The organism is Clostridium sp. CTA-6 (assembly GCF_054768115.1).
This window is the reverse complement of the sequence record NZ_BAAAAU010000007.1, coordinates 106,291-130,693: the sequence shown is the minus strand read 5'-3', so window position 1 is coordinate 130,693 and position 24,403 is coordinate 106,291. Positions and strand designations below refer to the sequence as shown.

Here is a 24,403-nt window from a genome sequence, read left to right as displayed (position 1 = left end):
TATATATTACAAATTAATGGGGAAATTTTTTATGTTAGATAAAAGGTTGTATAATTTTATTAAATATTTAAGCTTATATATTAGAGTAGGAGATGATTTCAATAGATAGCGATAAAAGACCAGATCCAGAGTATCTTCTAAATCAGGTGAAAAAAGAAGAAAATCAATCCTTAAAAGGAAAGCTAAAAATATTTTTTGGTTATGCCGCAGGGGTAGGTAAAAGTTATGCAATGCTTATGGAAGCCCATGATATGAAAAAAGTAGGTAAAGATATAATTATAGGGTATATTGAACCTCATGCAAGACCGGAAACTATGGCTTTAATTGACGGTATTGAAAGTATAGAATCTAAAATGGTTAATTATAAAGGAATAACTTTAAGAGAATTTGACTTAGATAAGGCGCTTTTAAGAAAACCTGAGATAATATTAGTGGATGAACTTGCCCATACCAATATAGGTAATCAAAGACACAAAAAAAGATGGCAGGACATAGAGGAGCTTTTAGATAATGGAATAGATGTATATACTACTTTAAATGTTCAACATATAGAAAGTTTAAATGATATAGTTGAAAGTATAACTCATATTTCTGTAAGAGAAACCATTCCAGATAAAATATTTGACGAAGCAGATAAAGTGGAATTAATTGATATTGAACCAGATGAGTTATTAATGCGCTTTAGCGATGGAAAAATATATAGTAAAGATCGGATAAAAAAAGCTTTTAATAACTTTTTTACTAAAAATAACCTGTTTGCACTTAGAGAAATTGCCCTTAGACGAACAGCAGATAGAGTAAATTATGAAGTAGAAAGCATGAGACTATCAAAAGGACAAATAACAGTAATGCCTACATCGGACCCAATCTTAGCTTGTATTGGAACTTCTCCTTCATCTGCCAGAGTTATCCGTACTGCTACAAGAATGGCAGAAGCATATCATTCTAAATGGATAGCAGTATATATTGAAACCACAAAGGCACAAAATTTTAGTAAGGAAGATAAAGAAAGATTAAATGCAAATTTTAATTTAGCAGAGCAATTAGGGGGAGAAGTAGTTACTTTATATGGTGATAATATAGTTGAGCAAATAATTCAATATGCAAAATTTAGAAATGTTACTAAAATAGTAATAGGAAAAAATCATAGGAAACCCAATAATTTATTTCACTTTTATGCAAAAGATATAGTTGATAAGCTTATGGAATCTAATTATTATATAGATGTTTATGTCATACCAAATTCAATATTTAATAAAAAAAATAGAATATATATACAAAATAGCAATAAAATTTTCAAAATATCTTTCAAAGAAGTTTTATTATCAAGTTTAATAATGATTATTGCTACAGCAATTTCATTATTTTTTTACTACTTAGGTTTTAGTGAATCCAATGTCATTATGATTTTTATTTTAGGGGTTATAATCGTAAATATTAAAACAAAAGGGTATTTTTGGGGATTTTTATCTTCTATAATTAGTGTACTGCTATTTAATTATTTTTTTACAGAGCCAATATATTCGCTACAGGTTTATGATAAAAGTTATTTAGCTACTTTTCCTATAATGTTAGCTGTAACTTTTATGATTGGAACACTTACAAATAAAATTCAAAGAGAAGTACATAATTCTTTAGTAAGGGAAAATACAACACAGATTTTATATAGAGTAAGTAGAAAATTGCTAAGCGCAACGGGGAAAGCAGATGTCGTAGCTATAGGAATAAAGTATATTTCTAGACTTTTAGAAAGAACGGTTGTTTGCTATTTATCACAGGAAAATAAACTTTCAACTCCATTTATTTATAATTCAGACGAGGGAGAAAAAAATAATATTTTACTGAATAAAGATGAAGAAGCTGTTGCTTATTGGTCTTTTTTAAATGATAAAGAATCAGGTAGCGGCACAAATACATTTTATGGAGCAAAAGGGTATTATATGCCATTAAAAGGTCAGGATAAATTATTAGGTGTTATAGGGATATCATGCATCAATGGGGTGCTCAAAACTGAAGAAAAATTTATTTTTCAGACTATTTCAAGCCAAATTTCTATTGCACTAGATAGAGAAATTCTTGCTGAAACACAAAAAAATTCTAAATTAGAAATAGAGAGTGAGAGATTAAGAAGTAACTTATTAAGATCAATTTCCCATGACTTAAGAAGCCCTCTGGCAGGTATAAAAGGATCAGTAAGCACTATTATTGAAAATGGAAATCTTATTTCTAATGATAAGAAAGAAGAACTTCTTCAAGGTGTTTATGATGATACTGAATGGCTTATAAGATTAGTTGAAAATTTACTAAGTATGACAAGATTTGAAGAAGGAAATATGGAAATAAAGAAAAATATGGAACTTGTGGAAGAAGTAATATATGAAGCAGTTCAAAGGACTTCAAAAAGATTTAAAGATCGCAAGATTAAAGTAAAAATTCCTGAAAATGTTATAATGGCTCCAATGGATGGCAGTTTAATCAAGCAGGTACTTATAAATTTGCTTGACAACTCTTTGAAATTTACTCCAAAAGATTCATTGATTGAAGTAAGAGCTTATGAAAAGGAAGAAAAGGTGTTTTTTGAGGTTATTGATAATGGAAATGGAATATCTGAAGAAATATTGCCACATATATTTGATCGATTTTTTACAAATGGAAGTAAAATATCTGATTCAAGGAGAGGGGTAGGTTTAGGACTTGCTATTTGTAAATCTATAGTTGAAGCTCATAATGGAATGATTGATGCTTATAACAAAAAAGCAGGAGGAGCTGTTTTTAGATTTTATATTCCGAAGGAGGAAAGCAAATATGAATAATAAACAATATATCCTTGTAGTTGAAGATGATAGACCCATAAGAAATTTTATTACGGCATCCTTAGCGGCGCAGGGATTTAAGTATATTGAAACAGATAAAGGGAACGAAGCTATTGCACTTTCAATGTCATACAAACCTGATTTAATAATATTAGATTTAGGACTTCCAGACATGGATGGCATTGAGGTTGTTAAAAAAGTAAGAGAATGGTCTAATATTCCTATAATAATTGTTTCTGCAAGAGAAAATGAGAGACAAAAGGTAGAGGCATTAGATCAAGGTGCAGATGATTATTTGACAAAGCCTTTTGGCATTGGAGAATTACTAGCAAGAGTTAGGGTAGCTCTAAGGCATGCAATAACTGATAAAGGTGGAAATCAGAATAGAGATATTTTTAAAGTTAAAAATTTAATTGTTGATTTTAACAAAAGGCGAGTTGTGATAAATAATGAAGAGATACATTTAACTCCAATAGAATATAAAATAATGGCTCTTCTTTGTAAATATCCAGGGAAGGTATTAACTCATAATTTTATTATTCACGATATTTGGGGTTCTGCAATAGGCAATGAAACTCAATCACTTAGAGTATTTATGGCAAGTTTAAGAAGAAAGATAGAAAAGAATCCAGCTCAGCCAGAATATATTTATACTGAAGTTGGAGTGGGATATAGATTAGTAGATGAATAGTAATAAATAAAAAATAAATCTGTAAACAAAAATCTTATGCTTAATAGAAGCATAGGATTTTTTATTTTAAGATTGCTAACTAATTAAAGTGTAACAGGTTTTATTTTTAGTCATAAAATATAATTGATGACTGTTTAGGCAGGAACAATAATATAAGGAGGTTCCTAATGTATAATAATCTATTTTTTTGTTTTCCTTGTTACATGCAGCAATTTCCTTGTCCATTTCCAAATGAACAAATGAGATCTATCGAAGATTTTGAAGATTATAATGACGCTGAAGATTATAATGATGAGACTGAGAATTACAGTAACATGGAAGAGGATGATCTTTTTTATGATGAGGAAGATTCTAATGATACTAGATCTTTAGATAGGCAGGTGAACATACCATTTCCTAGTGGTAGATGGAGTCGCTGGGAAAATCTTGGAGGAGTTTTAACTTCCGCACCAGCAGTATCTTCATGGGCTCCTAACAGATTAGATACTTTTGCAAGGGGAACAGATGATGCTCTTTGGCATAAATGGTGGAATGGTTCTCGTTGGAGCGAATGGGAAAGTCTTGGAGGAAGATTAACTTCTGCTCCTGGAGCTGTATCTTGGGGAAATAATAGAATTGATGTATTTGCTAGAGGTACAGATAATGCTATGTGGCATATATTTTGGAACGGTTCTCGCTGGAGCAGCTGGGAAAGTCTTGGAGGTGTCTTGACATCTTCACCAGCCGCATCTTCATGGGCACCTAATAGAATAGATACTTTTGTAAGGGGAACAGATAATGCTCTTTGGCATAAATGGTGGAATGGTTCTCGTTGGAGTGAATGGGAAAGTCTTGGTGGAAGATTAACCTCTTCACCAGCAGCTGTGTCTTGGGGAAACAATAGAATTGATGTATTTGCACGCGGCCAAGGTAACCGTCTGAATCATTTATGGTGGAATGGATCTCGCTGGAGTAGATGGGAAGACCTTGGAGGAAGATTAACTTCTGGTCCCGCTGTTTCTTCTAGAAGATCTAATAGATTAGAGGTATTTGCTAGGGGAGCAAACAATCAATTGATGACCAGGTCTTGGAACGGATCACGTTGGAGTAATTGGTCAATGATTGGAGGAAATATTATAACCTCTGATCCAGCTGCAGTATCCTGGGGGCCAAACAGAACAGATGTGTTCGCTAGAGGCAGAAATAATGCAATGTGGCATATTTTTAGAAATTAGTTACAAAATATCAGAGTATTATTAATTGTAATATTTTTATCTGGTGAAAAATTATATTTATGATCTATGCTATTTTTATAGCTTATAGAGAAATAGAAAAGCTATTAGGAGCTCCTTAGGGAGCTCTTGTTATTTGAATGGATAAAAACTATATACTAATATTAATCCAATTATAAAAAATACAAGTCCTATCATTAAAAATGGTATAGTTGCTCCATTCCAAGCTGGCTTATTTGTAAAAGCTCTCCATTTAAAGGATAATTTACTCATTCCCATGAAAAAAAATCCAATAAATAAAATTATTATACTAAATAAAAATAAATTATTTGCCATAAAGAATCCTTATATAAAAGTTACAAAAATTAACTGTATTATCAGTTTAGTAAACTTATAAGGGATTTCACCTTCCTTTCCTATTTTAATTTCATTTGTTTTTTATCTTAAATAGTTAAAAATTTATTACATGTTAAACTATCTATTGACTTTTAGGTTATCATCTGAATATTACATAAAGGTGTATTTTACCTTAACACTACCTTAAATTTTGTACAGAATTAATTTTTAAATGCTATTCTATAATCTTTATATTTTCTTTAGTTTATATTTCTTTTTCCTTTAGTTTTGTTATGTATATTAAATATATAGTAATAATTTCTAAATTTATATTAATTTAAAATGGAGGAGAAAAAATGGAAGTTCTTCAGGTGGAAAATATTCATAAAAAAATTGGGAAAAGAGAAATAATTAAGGATGTTAGTTTTTCAGTGAAAGAGGGAGAGATATTTGGATTTTTAGGGCCTAATGGAGCAGGAAAAACAACTACTATAAGAATGATGGTAGGTCTTATAGCTCCAACAAAAGGGCGTATTAAAATTATGGGTCATGATATACAAAAAGAAAGAATAAAGGCTTTGAAAAATGTAGGCTGTATAGTTGAAAATCCAGATATGTATAATGATTTAACAGGAATGCAAAATTTAAAATACTATGCAGACTTATATGGTGATATTACTAAAGAAAGAATAAATGAAGTTGCAGAACTTGTGGGATTAAAAGATAGAATCAATGATAAGGTTAAAAAGTATTCTTTAGGAATGAAACAAAGATTAGGACTAGGTCAAGCTATATTATCAAATCCAAAGTTATTAATATTAGATGAGCCAACAAATGGATTAGACCCTATAGGAATGCATGAGTTTAGAGAGATAGTAAAAGATATAGCAAAAAAAAATAATAGTGCAGTTTTTATATCATCACATATTTTATCTGAAATTGAGCAAATGTGTGATCACTTTGCAATTATAAATAAAGGTAGTATAAAAACAATACAAGCAGTGTCAGAAGAATCTTCTAATATTGAAAGATTAAAAATATCTACTAATGAAATAAAAAAGATACAAGATGTATTTTCAAAATTAAATTTTGTAAGGAATATTAATGTAGAGCAAAATTCTATTGTTGTTGAAATAAGTCCTAAAAACTTTTCAAGGATAATAAAAGAGATAGGTAAAAATGATGTAAACATTGATGATATATGTAAGGTTGAAAGCAATCTTGAGAATAAATTTATGAAAATACTTGAGGAAGGTGCTTAAAAATATGAAATTAATAAAAAATGAAATGAAAAAGATTATTTTATCAAGAAAATATTTAGTTGTTATGAGCATATTTATTGTTTTATATGCATGTATTAGTGTTTTAATGTACAAAGATACATTGAAATCTAAACCTGAAACAATGTTAAGTTTTAATGAAAAAAATTTAGAGTATTGGCAAAATAAAAAGAAAGATAAAGATATACCTAAAGAAAGAAAAAATGAAATAGAGCAAAATATAAAAAGTATAGAAAGAAGAAATAAAGATCTAAAATTTCAAATTGCAAATAAAAATTTAGATTGGAAAAAGAGATTAACTAAAGATAATAATAATTTAAAAAAGCAGATAAAAGAGTCAGAAAAAAATGGTGAAAATGCAGCAATAAGTGAATATAAGCAGCAAATAGCAATGAATGATTATTATCTAAATAATAATATTAGGCCTACACCAAATTATGAAATAACTGCATTTAATGTTATGCCTAAGGTGAATATGATTATAGGATTTTTAATAATTTCAATAATTATAGCAATAATGACATCTACTTCAGTGTCAGGAGAATTTAATCCAGCTACCATAAAACTTCTTTTAACTAAACCAGTTTCTAGGGAAAGAGTTTTATTTTCAAAGTTTATGGCTTCAGTTCTAGTTTGTATTTTATCATTTTTAATTATAAAAATATTAGCATTTTTAGTTTTAGGTACAGTGTTTAGTTTTGGATCTTTTAAAGAGCCAATGGCTTATTATAGTAGATATATTGCGAATAAAGATTTAATTGCAAATATAGGTTTGGGAGTAAAACCGGATTTAAGTAGTTTAAAAATGTCTTCTATTTTTAAATTTGTAGTATTGAGTGAAGGCATAAATATGCTATTTATAATGGCTACTGTATCAATATGTTTATTGATTTCTACACTAACTAAAAAAAGTTCAACTTCTATTAGTATTAGTGGCGTATTGTTTGCTGTAATATCTATTATAAATACTAAACAATTAGATAACGCTACTGGAGGAAACTTAGTAATTCATAAAGTTATGCCTTACTTGTTTTCCACTTATAGTACTGGAGAACTTGTAATAAGTAGAGAGATAATTCCTAAAATTGGATTACCATTTGTAAATATACCTTTTATCATATTTATTCTTTTAGCCTGGACTATAGGGTGTTATTTAATATCTAATTTTATTTTTGTAAAAAGAGATATATTATAAAAATATCATCAAACTATATTTTTCGTTGATATATATTTGTGTAATTTCAAAAACTTAAAAACATAATCAAGTTTAAATAATTCATTTAGTATATAATCCCCCCTAACTTTCTGATGTTGGGAATTATTTGGTATAATTATATCAGACAGATAGGGGGAATGCTAAGTGAATTATAAAATATTAATAGTAGATGATGATAAAACTATAGTGGAATTTTTGCAAATATTTTTGATTAAAGAGGGGTATGAGGTAAAGTTTTCTTATAATGGAGAAGAAGCTTTAAACAAAATAAAAAATGAGAAGTTTGACTTGATTTTAATGGATATAATGATGCCTAAGATAGATGGATTTGAGGGTATTAAAGTAATAAGAAAATTTACTAATACTCCTATTATATTTTTAACAGCAAAAGATAATCAGCAAGATAAAATTAAAGGATTTATTTCTGGATGTGATGATTACATAACAAAACCATTTGATTTAATAGAACTTTCTTTAAGAATGTCTGCTATTTTAAGAAGGAGTAATGTAAGGGAATTTGAAGATGACAAATATATTATAAAAATTAAAGATTTAGAATTAAATTTAAAAGAGCACACTTTATATAAGGGAGAAGGTGAAATAACACTTACTCCAAAAGAATTTGATATTTTATGTTTACTTGCTAGAAATAAAGGGAGAGTCTTTCCTTCAAGTGAGTTATATGAAAGAGTATGGGGACAAGAATTTTTAGAAAATGATAATAGTTTATTAACACATATTAGAAATTTAAGAGAAAAATTGAATGATACTGTGAAAAATTCAAAATACATTAAAACTGTTTGGGGAGTGGGTTATAAGATTGAAAAGGAAGCTTAGAGTTGGATTAACAACAGAACTTATGATACTTTTTATTATAGCTTTGGTAACTACAGTTTTTGGAGTCTGTGCGGCTTTAAGAAGTCTAAATATTTCATCATATAATATCAATAAGTTTTTATTTCCAGAACACTTTAAAAATAGCTTCATAATAAAAGAATATAAAAAAACCGTTGGAGAACAGGTAGATAGTTTTGTAAAAAAACATATAAATGAGCTTAAAACACCACATAAAATGGATGAACAACTAAAGAAAGAATTTCCATATGATTTTAGAGGCAAGACTTTAGTTTTTATTATTAATTCTAATGGGGAAATACTAAGTTCCAATAATGAAGAAAATTTTTATAATATACGTAAATCTATAATAAAAGAGGGACTGGAAATAAAAAAATATGATAATGATATTACTATAAATATTAGGGAAATAAAGAAGGTAAGTGGTGATCTATATATAGCGATAAATCATGATTCTGTTATAGATGGGGATCTTATTGTAATGTGCACGGGGTTATTTGTATTTATGATTATTTTTGCAATACTTGCAAAAGGAAGATTGAGGTATATTATATTTATTGAAAAAGGAGTAAAGAAACTTTATTCATCAAATTTTGAAAAGAAAATACCCTTAAAATATAACAATGAACTTACATCTTTGGCAGTAGCATTAAATGACATGGGAGATACAATAAAAGAAAATAAAAAGAATGAGGAAGAATTTTTATTAAATATATCTCATGACTTAAGAACTCCGTTAACATCTATATTAGGGTTCCTAAATCTTTTAAAACAGAAAAAGTATGATACAGATGAAGAAAGAGAAGGGTATATAAATACTATTGAAGAGCAAAGCTTATACTTAAAAACTCTTATAGACGAATTTTTTCAATTTTCAAAGTTAAAATGGAAAAATGTTAAACTAAATAAAGAAAATATAAATCTCCAAGAGATTCTACGTCAAATAAGTGATGGATTTTATCCACAACTAAAAGAAAATAGTATCACTATATCTATGAATTTTCCTGAAAAACCTTTATATAAAGAGGTTGATGTTGAAAAATTTATGAGAGTATTAGAAAATGTAATATCTAATGCTATAAAATATAGCTATAAAGGAACAGAAATTAGTTTAAATTTATGTGAAAATAAAGATAGAATAGTAATGGAATTTTGGAATACTCCTATAGAAGCTCTAAAGGAAGATGAATTAGATTTTTTATTTAAAAGGTTTTATAAGAAAGATTTATCAAGAAGTAATAAAGGAGCAGGATTGGGACTTGCTATAGCTCTAGAGGTAATAAAACTTCATGAAGGAGAGTTATATGCAGTAATGAAAAATAAGAAATTGGGAATTATAATAAAATTATAATAACATATATAGTATAAACAGAGTTCTTGGCTTCAGAGGGAGTTTTTACTCTCTCTGAAGCTTATTAACAGAATTCTTAGGAGTTTTACTCCTTAGAAGTCGTTATCCTTTAGGAGAAATCGTTATCCAGGGACGTACCCGCTCTTTACTCCCATTTTGAAAAAGATGGGAGTAAAGAGCGGGTAGTCATCGGATAGAAGGGTTTCCAGGAAAAGGGGAACTTTATTTTTTATTTAAAAATCATAATAAAAAAATTAATAAATTGTTAACAATGCTAAATAGTATTAAAAACCTCTTATATACTTAAATTCTTGTACAAATGCAACCTATTATAAAAAAGAATTTACACTGATAAAGCGGTATAATAATAGTTGAGTACAAGGAGGTAAATAAATGTTAAAACCAGAAATTTTAGACATATTAAAATGCAAAGAGGGAGGATTAACCAAAGAAGGATTAATAAAAGATTTTATAGCTGGTATTATAGTAGCTATAATAGCTTTACCATTATCTGTGGCTTTAGGTATAGCCTCGGGAGTATCCCCAGAAAAGGGACTTATTACAGCCATAATAGCAGGATTTTTAATTTCATTTTTAGGTGGAAGTAGAGTTCAAATAGGAGGACCTACAGGAGCCTTTGTTGTTATTATATATGGTATCATAGAAAAATATGGTATAGATGGACTTGTAATAGCCACATTGATGGCGGGGATAATACTTATCATCTTTGGGTTGTTAAGATTCGGCTCTTTAATTAAATACATATCTTATCCAATAACAGTTGGATTTACAGCAGGAATAGCTGTTACATTATTCTCTACTCAAGTTAAGGATTTCTTAGGGTTAGCAATAAATAAAGTACCATCTGAATTTTTACTAAAATGGTCAATGTACATATCTAATATGGGAACATTAAGTTGGCAAACTTTAAGTCTAGGCATTTTTTCTTTATTAGTTTTAATAATATGGCCTAAATTTAGTAAAAAAGTACCGGGAGCGTTAGTTGCACTAATACTATCTACTCTTATAGCTTATTTTTTAAAGCTAGATGTGGCAACTATAGGAACTCAATTTGGGGAAATATCATCAAAAGTAGCACTACCTAAATTACCAGGGATAGATATTATCACGGTACAAAAGTTAATTAAGCCAGCTTTTACTATAGCCATTTTAGCAGCTATAGAATCTTTATTATCTGCAGTTGTAGCAGATGGTATGATAGGTGAAAAACATAATTCAAATACGGAGTTAATAGCACAAGGGGTTGGAAATATTGCGTCAGCTTTGTTTGGCGGAATACCAGCTACAGGAGCTATTGCAAGAACAGCAGCTAATGTTAAAAATGGAGGAAGAACTCCTATAGCGGGAATGGTACATGCTATAACATTATTATTAATAATGAAGATTTTTATGCCATTAGCAAAGTACATTCCATTGACTACTTTAGCAGCTATATTAATAGTTGTATCTTATAATATGAGTGGATGGAGAATTTTTAAAGCTATGTTAAAAGCACCAAAAAGTGATGTAATAATATTATTAGCTACATTTTTTCTAACAGTTATATTTGATTTAGTAATAGCTATAGAAGTAGGGATATTCATATCCATGTGCTTATTTATGAGAAAAATGGCTTTGGCTATAGAAGTCAATGAATTGGATCAAAATTATTGTTCTAAAAAATTAAGTCTAGAAAGTATACATACAAATAAAATAGGTAATGAAATATTAATATATGACATAAATGGTCCACTATTTTTTGCAGGTATAGATAATTTTATATCTTCAATAGAAAGCTTAGATACAGAGTCAAAAGTGGTTATATTAAGAATGAAAAATATGCCTGTACTAGATGTTACAGCTTATAGTGAGTTAAAGAAAATAGAAAAACTGTGCATAGAAGAGGAAATAAAATTAATTATGTCCGAAGTACAAGCTCAACCTATGGGGGTTATGAAAAATATGGGAATGGTTTCAAGATTAGGAGAAAATAGATTTATAAGAACTTTAGAGGAAGCTATAAAAGCAGCTAATAATTGTTGTATTAGTTAATTTTTATATGAAAACATAAATAATAAAGTTAAGTAAAGTTGAAATGGAATCTATAAGGTAGACATTTATAAAAGGTCTATGTTATAGATTCTTTTTTGTTTATAATAAAGCAAAATTCTATTCTATTATTATCCTTCCTAGATTATATAAAAGTATGGTATCTTAAAATTTTCAACTTCAGTTATTTAAAAGTCCTATGTCGTATATAAGTACTGATATCACCTACACTTTAGAAAAAATGGGTGGGATTATATAATTAAGAAATAATATAATTAAATTTAAACCTTTTATAGAGCTATATCGTATTACTTATGGAGGGGGGATAATTTTGGGACTGAGTGATGAAGAATTGGTTAATGAAATTATTAGTGGAAACCAATCTGCTATGGAAGTACTTGTAAGTAGAAATTATAAATTGGTATATGCTTTTATATATAGAAATGTAGGAGAGTATCATACTACACTGGATTTGACTCAGGAGAGCTTTATAAAAATTATGAAAAACTTAAAAATCTTTAAAAGTCATAAAGGTAATTTTCAATGTTGGATTTTGAAGATAGCTTTAAATATTTGTAAAGATTATTGGAAAAGCGCTTATGTTAAACATAACACTGTTGATGACAGCTCTTTAGAGCAGGTTTATGAAAAGGAAAATGTTATAAATTATTTAGAAAAGATTGAAGAAAGACAGGAAATTAAAAAAGCCATGATGTTATTGCCAGAAGAACAAAGAGAAGTAGTTATATTAAGATACTATAATGATTTGAAAATAAGGGATATAGCTAATATAACAGAAATAAAGGAGTCCACTGTAAAATCAAGATTAAGGCTTGCTATAGGAAAGCTTAAAACATTATTACAAAGGGGGGATAGTAATGAAAGAAACAAAAGAAGTATTTAAGGATAAAGAGTTTTTAGATATTTCACAGAAAGAAATGGAACAATTTATAGATGTTTTTAATGACTATAGTGTTGAGTATCCCACCCAAAACGAAATAGATCAGTGCATAGAAAATTTAAGAATTTATGTTTCTAAAAAGAAAAGTTTATTACAGATATTTGAGAAATTGTTAAGTAGAGGGCAAATAGAAATAAGTTATATAAATAAATTATATTGGATTATAAGCATGTTAGTATTTTTAATAACTTTTAAATTAGCTATAAATATGAGTATTAATCCTTATAAAGTTATTATGTCAATAAGTCCTATTCCTTTATTATTAGGCTTAATAGAAGTTTTTAAGGGAAAAGAAAATAATATGTTAGAACTAGAACTAAGTTTTAAAATTTCAGGTAAAGAAATAATAATTAGTAGGATTATAATAATTGGGATTTTTAATATTATTTTAAATACTGTTATGAGCCTATTATTTTTTAAAAGTGGCATAGATGTTGAACTATTAAAAATTAATATTTTGTGGATAGTTCCTTTTGTTTGGATAAATCTTATAACATTTATTATAGCAAAAAATATTAGGGGATACTATGTTTCATTAGGGGCTATAAGTTTTTGGATTTTATTAGTATCCATTTTATTTAAAAATGAATATTTTATACAAAAAATTATGTATATAAACATGGCAGTTTATATGACTATGGTAGTGGTTGGTATATATTTGTACTATATGGCTCTTAAAAAATATATGAAAACAGAAGTGAAAGACTTTCAGTATGAAGAATAAGGTAAACAGGAAATAAAGTATTTTATTATATGTAGAAGGATATTTTTATAAGTACATTCTAATTGAGCATAAGAATTGCTTTAAAATTAGGAATCTTTAATAAAGAATAGATAATATTTAGGTATTAAATATAGTTAATAAAATAATAGGGGAGAGTTGTATGAAACTTAAAATAGATAATTTAACTAAAAAATATTCAGATAAGGTAGCTGTAAAAGATTTTTCTATAGAGATGACTGAAGGGGTTTATGGGTTATTAGGGCCCAATGGAGCAGGAAAAACTACCTTAATGAGGATGATTTCTGATGTACTTAATCCTACCTGTGGACAGATTTTAGTAAATAATGTGGATAAAAATGATTTAGGAGAAGAGTATAGAGACTTATTAGGATATTTGCCACAAGATATGGGATACTATAAAAATTTTACAGCAGAAAGATTTTTAAAGTATGTGGCAGCGTTAAAAGGCCTGAATAAAAAAATATCAAAGGAGAGAATAGAAGAACTTTTAGAGGTCGTAGGACTTAGTGAGTATAAAAATAAAAAAGTAGGTAAATTTTCTGGTGGGATGAGGCAAAGAGTTGGCATAGCTCAAGCACTTTTAAATAATCCTAAGATTTTAGTATTAGATGAGCCTACAGCAGGGCTAGATCCTAAAGAGAGAATACGTTTTAGAAATTTAATTTCAGATATATCCAAAGATAGAATTATTATTTTGTCTACCCATATTGTTGGGGATATAGAATATATTGCTAAAGAGGTTATTTTAATAAAAGAGGGACAACTTATTAAATCTTCAACAGGAGACAGACTTTTAAAAGAGATGGAGGGTAAGGTCTGGAAGGTAGAAGTAGATGAGAAAGATATAGTTGAATATGAGGATATATATCAAGTAGTAAATATTATGAGAAAGGGAGATAAAGTTCAGCTTAGAATATTAAGTCCCCATAAGCCGGTAGAAAGTGCTATAGATATTGAACCTAATTTTGAAGACATGTATATGCACTATTTTAATGAAAAGATAGAATAAACAGCTTAAAAGTTTAAAAAGTAAAATTATAAATTGTTTTTCAAATTTACTTAAAAATAAATTATATAGAGAGAACATAACAGGATGGTGAAATATGGAGTTATTAAAACAAGAGTTATACAAGATATTTTCCAAGAAGCATTTGGTTTTGATACTGGCTTTGATGCTTTTGTTTGTCTATGGACCTAATTTTTTTATGTCAATTACGGATATTAAAGATGAATATGGATTAACAAATACATTATATAATTATACAAAGCCTTTTGAAGGAAAAATAACTAAAGAAAAAGAAGATAAGATATTTAGTATTTTTAAAAGTAATAAAGATAAGGATAAAAATTCTAAAGTTACAGGAATATATGAGAGAATATGGTGTAATTATTCAGAACAAAAACGACCAAGATTTGTAGCTATAGCTGATGTTTTAAGACAGGCAGATCCTCCTTTTTATAATGAAAAGCTAGATAATAGACCACATGATTTTAAAGGATATAAATTAGATGAATTAAATAAAGATTTAAAAGAACTTAAAAAAGCAGGAAGAGAAAATACTTATGAATATAAAAATAAGAATGCAGCTAATAATATGTATAAAAAACTTTCAGAACCTAAATTTTTTTATGTAGAAAGTTGGCAATATATATCTTCTTTTGTAAATGAGACGAATTTTACTATTATATTTATAATGCTTCTGTTAGGGATTTCACCTATTTTTTCAGAGGAATATAAAACTAAAGTATCTACTATAATTTTATCTAGCAAAAAAGGTAGAAGTGAATGTGTTAGAGCAAAAATATTAGCGGCGATTATATATGCTATATTTATAGCTTTCATATGTAATCTTATAGGTACTATTGTAATAACTAAAATGTATGGTATAGAAGGATTTAATGCACCCATGCAATCTTTATTTGAGTTTAGCTGCTCTCCGTACAATTTTACTATAGCACAGTTTTACCTTACATTATTTTTTACAAGTATAATAGGAGCTATTTTATTTGTATTATTGATATTATTGATATCTAACATTACCAAATCCTCTATGATGACTTTTTTTATTTCTGGTTTTATATTTGTATTTCCAATGTTAGTAGAAAAATTCATTGGCGTGGCTAATGTTTGGTGGAAAAAGCCATTGATAAGTTTAAGTATTACACAAATTTTTAATGCTACAAAAATATATGATGTATTTAGTACAATTAATATATTTGGACAGCCTTTAATTTATCCTTATTTTATTTTAATTTATTCTATTGTATTAGGAACATTATTAACTTATATTTTACATAGAAAATTAAAATATGAAGAGATAAAATAAAGAATAATTTTTATTCCATCAAGAATAATTCAATAAAATTAAATAATAGTTATATAAAAAACAATGCATTAAGCAGTAATTTTGTTATAAATGTAGAATATATAAGATGTAGAATATATTGAGAAAAGGATTGTTTTATATGGCATATGTTTATATAGTAGAATGTAGAGATGGAACTTTATATACAGGATGGACAACAGATATTGAAAGAAGAATAAGTGAGCACAATAAAGGAAAGGGTGCAAAATATACAAGAGTTAGAAGACCAGTAGTTTTAAAACATTCTGAGAAATTTGATACAAATAGAGAAGCTATGAAAAGAGAATGTGAAATAAAAAAACTATCCAGAAAGGATAAAATAAAATTATTTGATTATAATTAGTTTAATTGGCAAATAATATTATTATTCATTAAAATAATGAAAAAGCACATAGTTAAATATCAATATAAAGTTAAAAAAATTAAACTTAGTTAAGGTATTGACAATGTTTGTAATATAACTTATTATAATAATTAAATCTTAGAAAATTAAATAATTTTATAGCAAAGAAGAGGAATAGTAGATTCCTAGGCTTTTTACAGAGAGGGATGTAAGATGAGAATTCCTGAAAGCTAAGTTTTGAACCAGCCTCCGAGTTCTGTACTGAATTTAAGTAGGATACAGCGGAAAAATTCCGTTATCAATAAAAGTGAGCATATTTTATATATGTTAACAAGGGTGGTACCGCCGACACAACTTCGGTCCCTGTATAGGGATTAGAAGTTTTTTTTATTTACAAAAAAATAAATTTTAGGGAGGAATTTAATATGGCAAGAGATAAAAAATTTGTTGAAGATATTACACCAATGGATGAAGACTTTGCACAATGGTATACAGATATAGTAAAGAAGGCTGAACTTGCAGACTATTCAAGTGTAAGGGGGTGTATGATAATACGTCCTTATGCCTATGCTATGTGGGAAATGATTCAAAAGGACTTAGATGAAAGATTTAAAGCTACAGGACATGAAAATGTATATATGCCTTTATTCATACCAGAAAGTTTATTAAATAAAGAAAAAGATCATATAGAAGGGTTCGCTCCAGAGGTTGCTTGGGTAACTCATGGTGGAGAAGAAGAGCTTACAGAAAGATTATGTGTTAGACCTACATCAGAAACATTATTCTGTGAACACTATGCAAAAATAGTTCAATCTTATAAGGATTTGCCAAAGCTTTATAATCAATGGTGCTCAGTAGTAAGATGGGAAAAAACTACAAGACCATTTTTAAGAACTGCAGAATTTTTATGGCAAGAAGGCCATACAATTCATGCTACAGCAGAAGAAGCAAGAAAAGAAACGGAACAAATGCTTAATGTATATGCAAAACATGTTGAAGATGTGTTAGCTATACCTGTAATAAAGGGACAAAAAACAGAACAAGAAAAATTTGCAGGGGCAGTGGCTACTTACACAATAGAAAGTTTAATGCATGATGGTAAAGCGCTACAAACAGGTACATCTCACTATCTTGGAGACCATTTTGCAAGTGCCTTTGGAATTCAATATTCAGATAAAGAAGGAAAACTTCAAAATGTACATCAAACTTCATGGGGCGTTACAACTCGTATGTTAGGAGCTATAATAATGGTTCATGGAGATAACAGTGGATTAGTAGTTCCACCAAGAATAGCACCAATACAAGTAGTTATAGTACCAGTAGCTCAGCATAAAGAAGGAGTACTTGATAAAGCTTATGAACTAAAAGAAAGAGTGGGTAAAGTAGCGAGAGTTAAACTTGATGATACAGACAAGATGCCAGGTTGGAAATTTAATGAATATGAAATGAAAGGTGTTCCAATAAGATTGGAAGTTGGACCTAAAGATATAGAAAAAAACCAAGTGGTTTTGGTAAGAAGAGATACAAGAGAAAAAATTACAGTTTCTATGGATGAACTAGAAGTAGTTATACCAGAATTGTTAAATAAAATACATGAATCTATGTTTAATAAAGCTAAAGAAAGAATGGAACAAAAAACTAGTATAGCTAAAAACATGGATGAATTTAAAAAAGTTGTTGAAAATAAAGCTGGTTTTGTAAAGGCTATGTGGTGCGGAGATAAAGAATGTGAAGAAAAAATAAAAGAAGAAACAGGGGCTAGTTCTAGATGTATACCATTTGATGGAGAAGATGTATCAGATACTTGTGTATGTTGTGGCAAAAAAGCTAAAAATTTAGTTTACTGGGGAAGAGCATATTAATTAAAAAGTTATTTAATTAATAGATCTTATAAAGTAATATATTGGAAAATTAAAAGGTATAGGGGAATCAATGATTTTTCTATACCTTTTATGTGGTAAGCTTTAACTTTTATATTTGTAAATTATGGTGTAAATTTTGGAAGTAAAGAGGTATAATGTATTTGTAATATGAAAATACATTATACATTGAGGGGGTATTTTTTTGGAGATAAATAAAATAATAGAAGAGTTAAAAGATGATCTTATAGACTCTACTGCAGAATTGATTAAAATTAAAAGTATAGAAGACGAAGCAAAGGAAGGTAAACCTTATGGGGAAGGCGTAGCCAGTGCATTGGAAAAAGCATTAGAAATAAGCGAAAAGTTAGGATTTAAAACTGTAAATGTAGACGGATATGTTGGATATGCTGAATACGGTGAAGGTGATGAATATGTAGGTGTTTTAGGTCATTTGGATTTAGTACCAGAAGGAGATGGATGGAAGTATCCACCTTATGCGGCAGAAATACACGATGGAAAAATGTATGGTAGAGGAACTACAGATGACAAAGGACCTATAATGGCAGCACTTTATGGTTTAAAAGCTATAAAAGAAGCAAAACTTCCTTTATCTAAAAAGGTTAGAATTTTGTTTGGGACAAATGAGGAAACAGGATCTAATGAAATAGAACATTATTTAGCAAAGGAAAAACCACCAGTACTTGGATTCACTCCAGATGCTGAGTATCCAATAATCTATGCTGAAAAAGGAATTACAATATTTGATGTAGTAAAAAAATTAGAAATAAAAAGTGATAAAGCAATTAAATTAAAATATATTAAGGGTGGGGAAGCTTCTAATATGGTACCTGACTATTGTGAAGCTGGTATAGAATGTCCAGATACAGATATGATAATAAGGTCTGTAGAGTATTGTGCTAATAGAAATGGAATAGAATTAACAGCAGAAGAAAAAGATGGCTTAGTAGTAGTCAAATCTTTTGGTCTATCTGCTCATGGGAGTACACCAGAAATTGGGAAAAATGCTATCATGCAAATGTTTAAATTTTTAGCAGAACTTCCATTAGGCCATTGTGATGAATTACAATTTATAAGATTTTTTAATAATAATGTAGGAAATGAAACTGATGGTAAATCTTTTGGTGTAGATTTAGAGGATGAACCTTCAGGTAAGCTAAGCTTTAATGTAGGAACTATTTCTATGGAAAATAATGAAATAAAAATGTCATTAAATTTAAGATATCCTGTTACATACAAAGCAGAGGATCTTATGGAAAAGTTTAATAAAAAAATAGAGGGAACAGGAATAAAAATAGAAAATTTTCAAGATCAAAAACCTTTATATTTTGATGATAAACATCCATTGATAAAATCATTACAAAAGGTATATAAAGAACAAACAGGAAAAGAACCAGAATTATTAGCTATAGGTGGAGGAACTTATGCAAAGGAAATGCCTAATATGGTTGCTTTTGGACCACTTTTCCCAGGAGAACCAGATGTAATTCACAAAAAAGATGAATATATAGAACTAGAAAATTTGGTATTAAATTCTAAGATATACGGACATGCTATATATGAATTAGCCAAATAGTATATTTATAAGTTTTATAGTTATTTATAAAAAGATGTGAGATAAATATATAGTATTTGCTCATATCTTTTATTTGTCTATAGTAATTTATAAAAAATTATAATAGTAAATGATTTTGTTTATGGTACAAATCATATACCTAATATAAACAAACATACATATATAGTATGCTAAATTAGATGGTATTAAAAGTATATATAGTTATAATATTCATAATTTTTTCTTGAATTTATTATTAAATATTTTTTGTAACAAATATTTAATAATAAATTTAAGATTATTCTAAATAAGAATATGGAAATAATAATAGAAATGTAATAGTATTTATAGGGGAGAAAAATTATATTTATTTTTTTATAATTATGATAGAATATACTATGTGTTTAAGGCGTAAATTTATTTAATATAAAATGGAGGAAAAATTATGTCTAAAAATAATAAATTTGACAAGAACAAAATAAAGTATTTTGCTTATTATGCTATAGCAGTAGCACTAATAGTATATATGCTTAATGATTATGTTACAAACATAAAGTCAGATCATATAAAATACAGTGAATTTGTAAAATATTTAAATGAAAATAGAATAGAAGAAGTTCAATTAACAAGGGATAAAATAATAATTCATCCTAAGATTAATAAAGGCGAAAAAAAGAAAGTAATGTACACAGAGTCAATATATGACCCTAATTTAGTAAAAAAATTAGATGATTCTAAGGTGAAATATGGTGGTGTTCCTCAGGAAAATTCAGCCATAAAAAGTTTTATTGTAAACTGGGTCATACCTATAATAATATTTATGTTTTTAGGAAGAATGTTGTTTGGTAAATTAGATAAAAAAATGGGTAGCGGTGTTATGTCCTTTGGGAAAAACACAGCTAAAATATATGCGGAAAATGAAACAGGAATTACTTTTGAAGATGTAGCAGGTCAGGATGAGGCTAAAGAATCTTTAGTAGAGATTGTAGATTTTCTACATAAACCAGAAAGATATACAGAAATAGGAGCTAAGCTACCTAAGGGCGCATTACTTGTAGGACCTCCAGGAACAGGTAAAACTCTATTAGCTAAGGCAGTTGCTGGAGAAGCTAAGGTTCCTTTCTTTTCATTATCTGGTTCAAGTTTTGTGGAAATGTTTGTAGGTATGGGAGCTGCTAGGGTAAGAGACTTATTTGAACAAGCACAAGAAAAGGCTCCTTGTATAATATTTATAGATGAGATAGATGCTATAGGTAAGAGTAGAGATAATGCTATGAGTAGCAATGATGAAAGAGAACAAACTTTAAATCAATTATTAGCAGAGATGGATGGGTTTGATTCATCTAAAGGTGTTGTTATATTAGCGGCTACTAATAGACCAGAAATATTAGATAAAGCCCTTTTAAGACCAGGTAGATTTGATAGAAGAGTAATAGTAGATAGACCAGATTTAAAAGGAAGAGAAGATATATTAAAAGTTCATTCAAAGGGAGTAAAAATATCAAAAGAAGTAGATATGTCATCTGTTGCAAAAAGTACTCCAGGAGCAGTAGGATCTGATTTGGCTAATATAATAAATGAGGCCGCCTTAAGAGCTGTTAAAAATGGTAGGCAGGAAGTAATACAAGAGGATTTAGAAGAAGCAGTGGAAGTTATTATTGCAGGTAAGGAGAAAAAAGACAGAATATTATCTCCTCAAGAAAAAAGGCAGGTTGCTTTTCATGAAGTTGGGCATGCTCTTGTAGCAGCATTGCTTCCTAATACAGATCCAGTACACAAAATAACTATTGTTCCAAGAACTATGGGGGCATTAGGTTATACTATGCAACTTCCAACAGAAGATAAATATTTAATAAATAAAGAGGAAATGTTAGACAAAATAACAGTTATGTTAGGTGGTCGTTCTGCAGAGGAAGTTAAATTTAATTCTATATCTACAGGAGCTGCTAACGATATAGAGAGAGCTACTCAAACTGCTAGAAGTATGGTTACTGTATATGGTATGACTGATAGATTTGATATGATGGCTTTAGAATCTGTTCAAAATAGATATTTAGATGGAAGACCAGTTCAAAATTGTAGTGCAGAAACAGCTGCTATAATAGATGATGAGGCTTTAAATATAATAAAAGAATGTCATGAAAAAGCAAAGAGAATGCTAAAAGAAAATGAAGAGTTATTAAACAAGATAACAGAAAAATTATTAGAAAAAGAAACTCTTATGGGAGATGAATTTATGGCAATGGTTAAAGGAGAAGATGAGTCTACATCAAAGGGAACAAAGGTAGAGGAAAAGGAAAAAGAAGTAGACGAAAATGAAATAGAGGATAGAATATTAGATGAAAAGGTCATAGATGAATCTATAATGGAGACAAAAAGAGTAAGTGATAAATCACCTATAGAAGAATAAACCGGAATGGAGAGAGGTTTATGGATAATAATCAGATAAATAATTCCATAGATAAATATATAGAATTAAGTATGGAAAGAGAATATTTAGATTTTATAATAGATAAAGTAAGAAAAGAGACAGGAATATATTTAGATAAAAGAAAAGATATAGTAAAGGATATAGTAGAATATAGAAAAGAATTTTTAGAGGAAGATAAAAATGATGAAGATAAAGTAGCAGAATACTTTGATCATGAAAGATACTTAAAAGAAAAGCTTTATGGTTTTATAGATAAAAAACTAAAAGAGCTCACAGTTTTAGAACAGAATCCTTACTTTGGAAAAGTTAATTTTGTAGATGAAGGGGATGAAGATTCTATCTATATAGGTAGATACGGATTTTTAGAAACAGGTAATTATAAACCTTTTATTGTAGACTGGAGAGCTCCTATATGCCAAATATTTTATCAAGGTAAATTAGGAAATATAGCCTATGAATCACCAGAAGGTAAAATAGAGGTAGATGTAAAATCTAAAAGACAATATGTTATCCGTAAGGGTATATTAAAAGGTATGTTTGATTCTGTTTTAGATGTAAAAGATGAAGTTCTTCAAATGATTTTAAGTGAAAACACCAAGGAAAAATTAAAGGATATAGTTATGACTATACAAGAAGAGCAAGATAACTTAATTAGACAACCTAAAAATAAATCTATGATTGTTAATGGAGTTGCAGGTAGTGGTAAGACTACTATTGCTCTTCATAGAGTAGCATACTTATTATATAATTATAGGAATCAAATACAAGATAAAGTATTAATACTAGGACCTAATAATATTTTTGTAGATTATATATCAGAAGTATTACCAAGTTTAGGTGAAAATGGAGTTAAGCAAACTACCTTTAAGGATTTTATAGAAGACTTGCTACCTGTAAATAATTTTCTAGAATATGATAATTATATAAAAAGATTTATACAAAAAGATAATAAATTTATAGAAGATATAACATATAAACAATCCAAAGCATATATGGAAGATTTAGATAGTTTTATGGAAGAGTTAGAACAAAACATATTTATTACAGAAGACGTAGTATTAATGGACGAAGTTGCTATAGATAAAAAAGAAATAGATGAAATGCTTTATTCTTATTATAAATATATGCCTTTGTTTAAAAGAAGTAAAAAGGTAAAAAGAATAGTATTTTCTAAAATAAGAGATGTGAGAAACAAAAAAGTCTATGAAATCCAAAGACAATATGAAGAAGAGATAAAAAAGCTATCAGAAGAAGAACTACAACTCAATAAAAATAATTTAGAGTTTGAAAGAAAGAATAATATAAGAAACATAGTGAAAAAATCTATGGAGGTAAAAAAATCATTAGTATGGCTAGATAATCCACAGGTTCTGGATATATATAATGAGTTTAATAATAACAAAAAACTTACTGTAGATGATATTATAGCTATATTATATTTAAAAATAAAATTAGAGGGTTTAAGATATAAAACTGAAATAAAACATATAGTAATAGACGAAGCACAAGATTATTCATTTTTACAGTTTGTAGTATTAAAAGAACTTACAGATTGTCAATCTATAACTATAGTAGGAGATGTTAATCAAAGAACATTACCTTGCAAGGATGAAGTTCCTATGTTATGCTTAGATTCTGTCTTTGATAGAGTTGATGTAGAGTATTTTAATTTAGACAAAAGTTATAGATCAACAAAAGAGATTATGGAGTATGCTAATAAATACTTAAAAACAAATAAAATTGTTCCTTTAGTAAGAGAAGGAGAACCTGTAAAAGAAGTAATAGTAAAGAATACAGACGAAGTAATAGATAAAGTTAATTATTATTTGAGCTACTTAGAGAATAAAGGTTATGAAAGTATTGCAATCATAACAACTACACTAGAACAGGGGAAAGTTATAGGAACAGAATTAAAAAAGCAAATGTATATTAATTTAATAGAAAGAGAAAATATAATTTATTCTGGAGGTAAGATAATAATTCCTTCTTATTTATCAAAAGGTTTAGAATTTGATGCTACTATTTTAATATTAGATGATAGTAATGTAGGAGAAAACTTAAAATATATAATGGCTACAAGAGCTTTACATGAAATGATAGTTGTACACAAAAAAGATGAAAAGTTATAAACAGTGTGGATAACTTTGCACTAATAATGGGGACTATGTATACAAAAATACTAACAGATAAATTTTACACTATAAGTTGTAATTAATAATAGTTTAAATAAGATTAATAAAAAGAACTGCTAATTCCGAAGAGTCTATAAACTCTTAAGAATTAGCAGTTCTTTATTTTTGTGGAATTTTCCGAATTATAT

Annotated in this window: 18 protein-coding genes and 1 other annotated feature; of the genes, 17 read left to right on the top strand and 1 reads right to left on the bottom strand. The window is 28.1% G+C overall.

The window, feature by feature from the left end:
• The first annotated feature begins 92 nt into the window (after positions 1–92).
• The 3 genes from ACYUDJ_RS12320 to ACYUDJ_RS12310 all read left to right on the top strand — a co-directional run bounded on the left by ACYUDJ_RS12320 (position 93) and on the right by ACYUDJ_RS12310 (position 4,718).
• Positions 93–2,813 carry a sensor histidine kinase gene (locus tag ACYUDJ_RS12320; RefSeq protein WP_003483154.1) on the top strand — a complete coding sequence of 907 codons (2,721 nt, stop codon included), beginning with the start codon at positions 93–95 and terminating at the stop codon, positions 2,811–2,813.
• On the top strand, positions 2,806–3,504 hold the full coding sequence (locus ACYUDJ_RS12315) for a response regulator (RefSeq protein WP_003483156.1): 699 nt from the start codon (positions 2,806–2,808) through the stop codon (positions 3,502–3,504). The genes ACYUDJ_RS12320 and ACYUDJ_RS12315 overlap by 8 nt, the downstream gene beginning before the upstream one ends.
• Positions 3,505–3,671: 167 nt before the next feature.
• Positions 3,672–4,718, top strand: a complete 1,047-nt coding sequence (locus ACYUDJ_RS12310) for a PLL family lectin (protein WP_042384159.1) — start codon at positions 3,672–3,674, stop codon at positions 4,716–4,718.
• A gap of 129 nt (positions 4,719–4,847) precedes the next feature.
• On the opposite strand, the gene ACYUDJ_RS12305 is transcribed toward ACYUDJ_RS12310, so the two are convergent.
• Positions 4,848–5,051, bottom strand: coding sequence for a hypothetical protein (locus ACYUDJ_RS12305; protein ID WP_003483159.1), 204 nt, complete (start codon positions 5,049–5,051; stop codon positions 4,848–4,850).
• Between the two features lie 356 nt (positions 5,052–5,407).
• Between ACYUDJ_RS12305 and ACYUDJ_RS12300 the strand changes: the two genes are divergently transcribed.
• The 14 genes from ACYUDJ_RS12300 to ACYUDJ_RS12235 all read left to right on the top strand — a co-directional run bounded on the left by ACYUDJ_RS12300 (position 5,408) and on the right by ACYUDJ_RS12235 (position 24,212).
• The gene (locus ACYUDJ_RS12300; protein WP_003483161.1) at positions 5,408–6,313 is read left to right on the top strand and encodes an ABC transporter ATP-binding protein; all 906 of its coding nucleotides are present in this window, start codon (positions 5,408–5,410) and stop codon (positions 6,311–6,313) included.
• A gap of 4 nt (positions 6,314–6,317) precedes the next feature.
• Positions 6,318–7,526, top strand: coding sequence for an ABC transporter permease subunit (locus tag ACYUDJ_RS12295; RefSeq protein ID WP_042384162.1), 1,209 nt, complete (start codon positions 6,318–6,320; stop codon positions 7,524–7,526).
• A gap of 165 nt (positions 7,527–7,691) precedes the next feature.
• Complete coding sequence (locus tag ACYUDJ_RS12290; RefSeq protein WP_043032560.1) at positions 7,692–8,384, top strand: response regulator transcription factor; 693 nt, start codon at positions 7,692–7,694, stop codon at positions 8,382–8,384.
• A 22-nt stretch (positions 8,385–8,406) separates the two neighbouring features.
• A complete protein-coding gene (locus ACYUDJ_RS12285) occupies positions 8,407–9,753 on the top strand; it encodes a HAMP domain-containing sensor histidine kinase (protein WP_042385378.1) in 1,347 nt (448 codons plus the stop codon).
• Between the two features lie 393 nt (positions 9,754–10,146).
• Positions 10,147–11,805, top strand: coding sequence for a SulP family inorganic anion transporter (locus ACYUDJ_RS12280; protein ID WP_003483168.1), 1,659 nt, complete (start codon positions 10,147–10,149; stop codon positions 11,803–11,805).
• 328 nt (positions 11,806–12,133) lie between these two features.
• A complete protein-coding gene (locus ACYUDJ_RS12275) occupies positions 12,134–12,706 on the top strand; it encodes an RNA polymerase sigma factor (RefSeq protein WP_003483170.1) in 573 nt (190 codons plus the stop codon).
• Positions 12,681–13,487: a hypothetical protein gene (locus tag ACYUDJ_RS12270; RefSeq protein ID WP_003483172.1), complete on the top strand. Its 807-nt coding sequence runs from the start codon at positions 12,681–12,683 to the stop codon at positions 13,485–13,487. The genes ACYUDJ_RS12275 and ACYUDJ_RS12270 overlap by 26 nt, the downstream gene beginning before the upstream one ends.
• Positions 13,488–13,647: 160 nt before the next feature.
• Positions 13,648–14,517: an ABC transporter ATP-binding protein gene (locus ACYUDJ_RS12265; protein ID WP_003483174.1), complete on the top strand. Its 870-nt coding sequence runs from the start codon at positions 13,648–13,650 to the stop codon at positions 14,515–14,517.
• Positions 14,518–14,611: 94 nt separating this feature from the next.
• A complete protein-coding gene (locus ACYUDJ_RS12260; RefSeq protein WP_042384166.1) occupies positions 14,612–15,835 on the top strand; it encodes a hypothetical protein in 1,224 nt (407 codons plus the stop codon).
• Between the two features lie 139 nt (positions 15,836–15,974).
• Positions 15,975–16,217 carry a GIY-YIG nuclease family protein gene (locus ACYUDJ_RS12255; protein WP_003483178.1) on the top strand — a complete coding sequence of 81 codons (243 nt, stop codon included), beginning with the start codon at positions 15,975–15,977 and terminating at the stop codon, positions 16,215–16,217.
• Between the two features lie 155 nt (positions 16,218–16,372).
• Positions 16,373–16,585, top strand: a binding site (T-box leader).
• Between the two features lie 57 nt (positions 16,586–16,642).
• A complete protein-coding gene (gene proS / locus ACYUDJ_RS12250; RefSeq protein ID WP_043032559.1) occupies positions 16,643–18,079 on the top strand; it encodes a proline--tRNA ligase in 1,437 nt (478 codons plus the stop codon).
• 202 nt (positions 18,080–18,281) lie between these two features.
• Positions 18,282–19,673 (top strand): dipeptidase PepV, encoded by a 1,392-nt coding sequence (gene pepV / locus ACYUDJ_RS12245; protein ID WP_003483183.1) that lies wholly within the window; start codon positions 18,282–18,284, stop codon positions 19,671–19,673.
• A gap of 424 nt (positions 19,674–20,097) precedes the next feature.
• Complete coding sequence (gene ftsH, locus ACYUDJ_RS12240) at positions 20,098–22,062, top strand: ATP-dependent zinc metalloprotease FtsH (protein ID WP_003483184.1); 1,965 nt, start codon at positions 20,098–20,100, stop codon at positions 22,060–22,062.
• Positions 22,063–22,082: 20 nt separating this feature from the next.
• Positions 22,083–24,212, top strand: coding sequence for a HelD family protein (locus ACYUDJ_RS12235; RefSeq protein WP_003483186.1), 2,130 nt, complete (start codon positions 22,083–22,085; stop codon positions 24,210–24,212).
• The last annotated feature ends 191 nt before the right edge of the window (positions 24,213–24,403 follow it).